The following is a 6,301-nucleotide window of genomic DNA, read 5'->3' as shown; positions in this document are numbered from 1 at the left end:
GGTGGCTTGGGTGATGTATCGCTGGCGATGTTCCAGATGCTGGAAAACCTGCCGATGGCAGAGATTACTTCTGCGATGGCAATCATCCTGGTGTTGGTATTCTTTATTACCTCATCTGACTCCGGCTCGTTGGTTATCGACTCGATCACCGCAGGCGGTAAAGTGGATGCGCCAGTACCACAGCGTATCTTCTGGGCGGTACTGCAGGGTGTTATCGCAGGTGTACTGTTGTACGGAGGTGGCTCAGAAGCACTGACCGCATTGCAGGCCGGTGCGATTACAACGGGTCTGCCGTTCACGGCAATCCTGTTGCTGATGTGTGTCAGCATCTACAAAGGCCTGAAAACCGAGGTTTAAAGGTTTAACAACAAGACATGTGGCAAAGCCGGCGTAAGCCGGCTTTTTTTATGGGTTTTCTGTGAGACGTTGATGGCTATTGTTTGTCCTGATCAACCTTCTCGGCCAGTAGACAGAGCATTTCCCACATGAGTGTGGCACCGACCAGCGCGGTTGCACCGCTTGGATCAAACGGCGGCGACACTTCTACCAGATCAGCACCAATCAAATTCAGACCACGTAATCCCCGCACCATCTGCTGGGCTTCAACGGTAGTCAGGCCGCCAATTTCCGGGGTACCGGTACCAGGAGCGAACACAGGATCGAGGCAGTCCACATCAAAGCTGATGTAGGTTGCCTGATCGCCCACTACCTCGCGAGCAACCTCCAATGCTTTATTAACACCGAGTTCGGTAAACTCTTCCATCCGCATCACCCGGATACCTTGCGCCAGGCCCCAGTCATCGTCATGTTCGCTGTAGAGTCCGCCTCGGATACCGATCTGGACCACGCGCTTTGGATCAAGAATGCCTTCTTCTATCGCGCGTCGAAAGGGCGTGCCGTGGGTATATTTGCATGCACCGAAATAACGATCCCATGTATCCGTATGAGCATCGAAGTGCACCATGCCCAGTGGGCCGTGCTTCTTCGCCAGTGCTCTTAAAACGGGCAGGCTGACAAGGTGATCACCACCGGCACCGAGGGGCATGATGTTGTGTTCCACCATCTCGGACACAAAGCCTTCGATCATCTCCAGCGTTTCTTCGATCTGCAGCGGGTTTACCGGTGCATCACCAAAGTCGGCACAATTGGCCAACTTAAATGGACTGAGATTAAGGACGGGGTGAACCTTACGCATCAGCGCTGATGCATCACGAATCTGTCGAGGACCATGTCGGGCACCGGCACGGTTGGTTGTGCCGCCGTCCCATGGCAAGCCATACAGGCCGATGTCGGCCTGTGTTGCTTCGGCAATCGTGTAGTGGGGCAGACGCATAAACGTCGCAATGCCGGCATAGCGGGGAACGGATTCAGACGCGAGAGGACTGAAGCTGAGTTCTGATTGATCTGGCATTTTGGTTCCTCAACTCGAAGTGTAAAGGTTCACTGTATGAGTTGAGGAAGGTGCAATAAATGGCAAATCTGGCAGGTAAAGTTTCCTAAAGAGGAAACTATTCGAGCTGGGCTGGTTGTTTAACGGTTAAACGTGGCCGGAGGTGGGTTTATCCGGTTGTTTGAAGGCTTCGAGAAGTGCTTCACGTAGCAGATTGGGTCGCGAATCTCGTCTAACGATAATCTTAAAAGGCACCTGATAATTGAGGATGTCTGGCAGCAGTGCACGCATAAGCTGTTGGTCGCTCCAGAGTTTGGCGTAATGCTTGGGCAGAAAACCAATATATTGCCCGCTGAGTATCAGCGTGGCGATACCTTCCACCTGATAGGAGGTGGCACTGGCGTTAAGCTGCGGGAATTGTTCCTTCAGCATCACTGAATGGGTATAACCCGGTGCAATAAAGTCATGCTGACTCACGGTGTCGATGTTGAGCTGATCGCTGGGAACATCAAACAGGGGGTGATTCCGCCCACAGTAGAAAAGGGATGTTTCGTCGTACAGGTCATAGTACTTCAATCCGGGCAGGTCATGGTGCTGAGGTACGATGCCCATATTGAATCGCCCCTCGATGACCGCGCGCTCGACCTCATTGGGTGCTGCAACCTGCAGGTTTATTTTGACCTCAGGTTCTTGCTGGTGAAATGTGCCCAGTACATTGACCACCGGCGAGTTGGGGTCGGTCAGCAGGTTATCGGTGAGGCCTAGAGTCAGCTCACCAATCAGGCGACTGTGCACTGCATTCACATTCGCTCGGAACTTCTCCAGATCAACCAGCAGTTCTTGTGTCGCTTCATAGACAAGGCGGCCGTGGTCTGTCAGTTGAAACCCCGAACGGCCCCGTTGGCACAGATGCATATCGAGGCGGGTTTCCAAATCGGACATCTGGCGGCTGATTGCCGAGCGACCAATGTTCAGTTCGACCTCGGCGGCTGAAAAGCCCCCGCATTCCACCACGGTTTTGAAAATCCGTAGCAGTTTCAGATCGATGTCAGCAATTTGTCCGGAGAGGCTGGTTCGTTTCATAGGCGTAAGCTGGGTCATGAGAGGATGTTTTTCAGAGTAACCGAAAAAAGCCCTGTCGACATAGTCGACAGGGCGAATTCAGGCGTTACTTATCATTTCAGGTGTTACTTCGTCGTGCGCTTAAATCTCTTCGCGGCCTAGAAGACGGAGGATTCGGTTGAGTTTGTCTTTACCACCGATGCTCTCGTAATGCTTTGGCCACACGGCGGTAGTGGCTTTATCGATCCATTCCTTTTCACCGTTAGCGGGATCACTAATGATCATGCCTTTTTCGACCAGCTGTTGTTTGATGCGGGTTTCATTTGCGGTCAGGAACTCTGCACTGTGTTTCGTGGCTGCTTTCCCAGCCTCAATGATGGCCTGTTGTACTTCCGGGTTTTGTTCCTGAAACAGGGCTTCACTCATGATCAGCGGTTCGATGGAGAAGATATAACGGATGTTGGTGACATACTTCTGCACGGTATCGAACTTCATCGCATCAACAGTGACATACGGGTTGTCCTGACCATCCACCACGCCTTGCTGCAACGCTGTAAAGGTTTCGGACCACGCCATCGGGGTTGGATTGCCACCCCACGCCTTGTAGGTGTCGATCATGATCTCGTTTTTAGGTACACGAACAATGATCTGCTGAAGGTCTTCCAGCGTTTTCACGGGTTGCTTGGAATTCGTCAGCACACGGAAACCGGTATAAGCCCAACCGACAATCCTCACGCCGGCATCTTCAACGGTATTTTCAACCAGTTCTGCACCCACCTCACCTTGTGTCAGCAGTTCCGCTTCCTCAAGGCTTTGAATCACATAAGGCAGTGTAAATACGCCCACTTTTGGGGAGAACGGGGTAACGTTATTAATCGCAAGGATAGAGAAATCCAGCGTGCCGAGTCCGGCTTCAACGACGGTATCCTGCTCGCTACCCAGCTGACTGTTCATAAACAACTGGCCGGTGTATTTACCATCGGTTTTAGCTTCCAGTTGTTCGACAAATTTCAGGCCAAAGGCGTGTTGAGAGCTGCCTTCGGAATCACCACCTGCAATTTTCCAGGTGGTTGCAGCGAAAGAGCTACTGCTGAAGAGGAGGGCGGCGGTCAGGGATAAGGCTACGGCATTATTATTTTTATACTTCATATCTACCTCAGAGTGATTGTGTTGATCTCCAGAGACCTGCGGCGGAGTGGCCGCTTTGTCTAACCAGTCTGGAATCATCCTGCGCCAAACCCTCTAGTGAATAAATGCAAACATTCGGTTGTTTAGTTGCGGCTTTAGGAAACAATACTATATGACAATCATCTTGGATGAAGGCTATAGAGCCTAAAAGTTGGCTGCGTCCGGTCACTATCTAAATTAGATGTCTAGTTGTTCAGAAAGTGCGAGTCACGGGCGAAGTGTAGAGTTTTAAAGCGGAAGCGCGTTGTTGCTGTTTGTTAGCTATAGCGGCACCTGTAAGTTGCACAGTGGTTGTGCCGCCTATCGAAAACTTCAAATCTACTGGCTGGGAACAAGGAGCAACATATCAGCGTTTTATCTTTTTGTGGGTTGAGGCGTTCGTTATTGAGCAGAGTCCCCTGTATCCCGAGGTAGAAACGCGTGTCGCTGCCAGATCTTATAATTAGCCCTGAATGTTGCCAGATCTTCCCAGACCTTCTTGAAGAAGGGGTCTTTAGACTCTTCGGTGACGACCTGTTGCCAGGTGTCTTCGAATAACGCCAGCATTTCCGGGCTCCAATAGAGGTTGGTGACGCCCCTTTCTTTAACGTTTTTTTGCATAGCGTGATATTGGATTGCCTCACCTTGGGCCAGGGTGTTGGTCATCGCCGCTTTACACAGTGCTTCCAGCGTGGCCTGTTGGCTGGGATGCATATCTTGCCAACTGTTCTGGTTGATCAATAGCTCGATGACGCTGGCTTGTTGATGCCAGCCGGGGAAGTAGTTGTATTTAGCCACCTTATAAAACCCCAGCATCTGGTCGATGGCGGGTTGGGAAAACTCGGTGGCATCGATGGCACCCCGTTCCAGTGCCGGGAACACTTCCGATCCGGGGATCAACGATACTGAAGCCCCTAAATTGCTGAACACTTTACCGCCAAGTCCATAAAAGCGAAGCTTCAGGCCTTTCAGATCCTCTGCTGTGTTGATCGGTTGCTTAAACCAGCCACCACTTTCCGGTGCCAGCATCGCGCAGGGGATTACTTTCACTGAATACCCCGCCTGTTGGTACATCTCCTGATAGAGTGCTCGCCCGTTGCCGTAATAGAGCCAAGCCATAAACTCACCGCTCTCTGGCCCGAAGGGAACTGAAGAGAATATATTGGCTGCCGGTATCTTGCCGGCCCAATAGCCTGAAATGGAAAATCCCGCATTCACCTTTCCGTTGGATACAGCATCGAGTATTTCGAACGGTGGAACCAGTTTCCCCGGTTCATAGGTCTTCACTTTCAGTGAACCGTTACTGATCAGCGACGCCTGATCCGCGACCCACAGTATTGAACTTTTTACCGCTGGTAGTGTAGGCGGAAAGGCGAGGGGGACTTTTAATAGCACTGGTTTGACTGTGTCCGCTGCCCTCAGCGATGAGACGTTCAGCAGGGTCGTCAAGCTCACCCCTAGGACCAGGATCTGGCGTAGAAGGATACTTTTCCGGCTCATGCTCAGCTCCTTGATAGATCGACAGCGGCTCTAGGTAGATTAGGTCTGAATCTATTGGTTCGCCAAACTAGGTGGATAAAACGCTGGAAAATATAGGTATCGAGCTCCGATCTGGAAGGGTTAGTTGGAAACCCTTAAACGACGACACGCATTATATGGATAGTCGGGTTCCGACTGTGGATTCAATGGATCAACCCAAAGCGGTCATTCGCTGCTTTCGCTTGATCGTCAACTGACGTTAAAAAGCCGGCTTTAGAGATATTTCTGTCCTAACTTCAAAATATAGCGTTAGTAAACATTCGGGAATGAGCTTTTGACTACACTACCCTTGAGTTTCCAACAAAAGGACTGGAATGATGAAAAAAACAATCATGGCAACTGTGTTCTCCATCACAGTGCTGTCGGCTGTACCATTTCAGGCAGCCGCCGAAGAAGGCTCTCAGGCGAACCAGTTAACCCCAAGCGTACAGGAATTCGATAAGCGAATGACTAAAGCATGGGAAAATATGAATATGATGCACGAGAAAATGGAGAAAATTCGTCAAGCTCAAACAGCGCAGGAGCAACAAAAGTTGCTGAATGAGCACTGGGCTACCATGCAGAACAACATGCAGATCATGCACGATCTATGGGAACCTGGTAGCGGAATGGGCTGCTGTATGCGTAATCAGGGAAAGGGGTCAGGGGTTATGAAAGGCGGGCCGATGATGGGATGGGGGCATATGGGTGGTTACTACTCTAAGCTTACCCCAGAGCAAGTGAAACAGCGCCAGTACATGATGGATCAATACGTCCCCATGCAGCAAATGATGATGAATCACATGATGCAACACCAGAAGTACATGTGGTCTAAGTGAAGCAGGGTTACCCTCTACCGGACGCTGTGCAATAAGGACGTACAGCGTCTGATACTATACCTCTGGTAATCGAAGGTCCGCTCTGTACCGTAAGCGACCCATGTTGTAGCAAGCAGCAGATCGTTTTCCAACCCATTGTTGTCATTTCTGATGTATAGAAGATGCCCTCCTGTGTATGATCAAAAAAATCTGATATGAGTCTTATTAGGTGTTCCAGATGTCTGGTTGTGGATGTGGTTCAGATCAAGCTGAGAGGCTTGAGAGAAAAACCCTCTTGGCTCTGCTCGCGATAAATGGCGTGATGTTCTTTGTCGAGCTTGCATTG

Annotated in this window: 6 protein-coding genes; 2 read left to right on the top strand and 4 right to left on the bottom strand. The window is 50.6% G+C overall.

Annotated features, from left to right (window positions below):
- Positions 1-357, top strand: a 357-nt coding sequence (locus ABYW01_RS11400) for a BCCT family transporter (RefSeq protein WP_372832800.1), incomplete at its 5' end; no start/stop codon positions are given.
- Between the two features lie 76 nt (positions 358-433).
- Here ABYW01_RS11400 and speB read toward each other — a convergent pair.
- The 4 genes from speB to ABYW01_RS11380 all read right to left on the bottom strand — a co-directional run bounded on the left by speB (position 434) and on the right by ABYW01_RS11380 (position 5,119).
- Complete coding sequence (speB, locus tag ABYW01_RS11395; protein ID WP_372832798.1) at positions 434-1,411, bottom strand: agmatinase; 978 nt, start codon at positions 1,409-1,411, stop codon at positions 434-436.
- 126 nt (positions 1,412-1,537) lie between these two features.
- Entirely contained in the window at positions 1,538-2,473 is a 936-nt protein-coding gene (locus tag ABYW01_RS11390) for a LysR family transcriptional regulator (RefSeq protein WP_372832796.1), read from the bottom strand.
- A 120-nt stretch (positions 2,474-2,593) separates the two neighbouring features.
- Positions 2,594-3,601, bottom strand: coding sequence for a TRAP transporter substrate-binding protein (locus ABYW01_RS11385; protein WP_372832794.1), 1,008 nt, complete (start codon positions 3,599-3,601; stop codon positions 2,594-2,596).
- Positions 3,602-4,021: 420 nt separating this feature from the next.
- Positions 4,022-5,119 carry a TRAP transporter substrate-binding protein gene (locus ABYW01_RS11380; RefSeq protein WP_372832792.1) on the bottom strand — a complete coding sequence of 366 codons (1,098 nt, stop codon included), beginning with the start codon at positions 5,117-5,119 and terminating at the stop codon, positions 4,022-4,024.
- 353 nt (positions 5,120-5,472) lie between these two features.
- On the opposite strand from ABYW01_RS11380, the gene ABYW01_RS11375 reads away from it, so the two are divergent.
- Entirely contained in the window at positions 5,473-5,976 is a 504-nt protein-coding gene (locus tag ABYW01_RS11375) for a hypothetical protein (protein WP_372832791.1), read from the top strand.
- The last annotated feature ends 325 nt before the right edge of the window (positions 5,977-6,301 follow it).

Origin of the sequence: Pontibacterium sp., assembly GCF_041587635.1 — a bacterium.
Lineage (GTDB): Bacteria > Pseudomonadota > Gammaproteobacteria > Pseudomonadales > Balneatricaceae > Pontibacterium.
Note: the sequence above shows the minus strand (reverse complement) of the source record. Positions and strands in the feature narration are given on the sequence as shown.

What these genes read in the sequence shown, in the direction of transcription:
- speB (WP_372832798.1), bottom strand. Translation starts at nt 1,411, where the DNA reads ATGCCAGATCAATCAGAACTCAGCTTCAGTCCTCTCGCGTCTGAATCC.
- ABYW01_RS11390 (WP_372832796.1), bottom strand. Translation starts at nt 2,473, where the DNA reads ATGAAACGAACCAGCCTCTCCGGACAAATTGCTGACATCGATCTGAAA.
- ABYW01_RS11385 (WP_372832794.1), bottom strand. Translation starts at nt 3,601, where the DNA reads ATGAAGTATAAAAATAATAATGCCGTAGCCTTATCCCTGACCGCCGCC.
- ABYW01_RS11380 (WP_372832792.1), bottom strand. Translation starts at nt 5,119, where the DNA reads ATGAGCCGGAAAAGTATCCTTCTACGCCAGATCCTGGTCCTAGGGGTG.
- ABYW01_RS11375 (WP_372832791.1), top strand. Translation starts at nt 5,473, where the DNA reads ATGATGAAAAAAACAATCATGGCAACTGTGTTCTCCATCACAGTGCTG.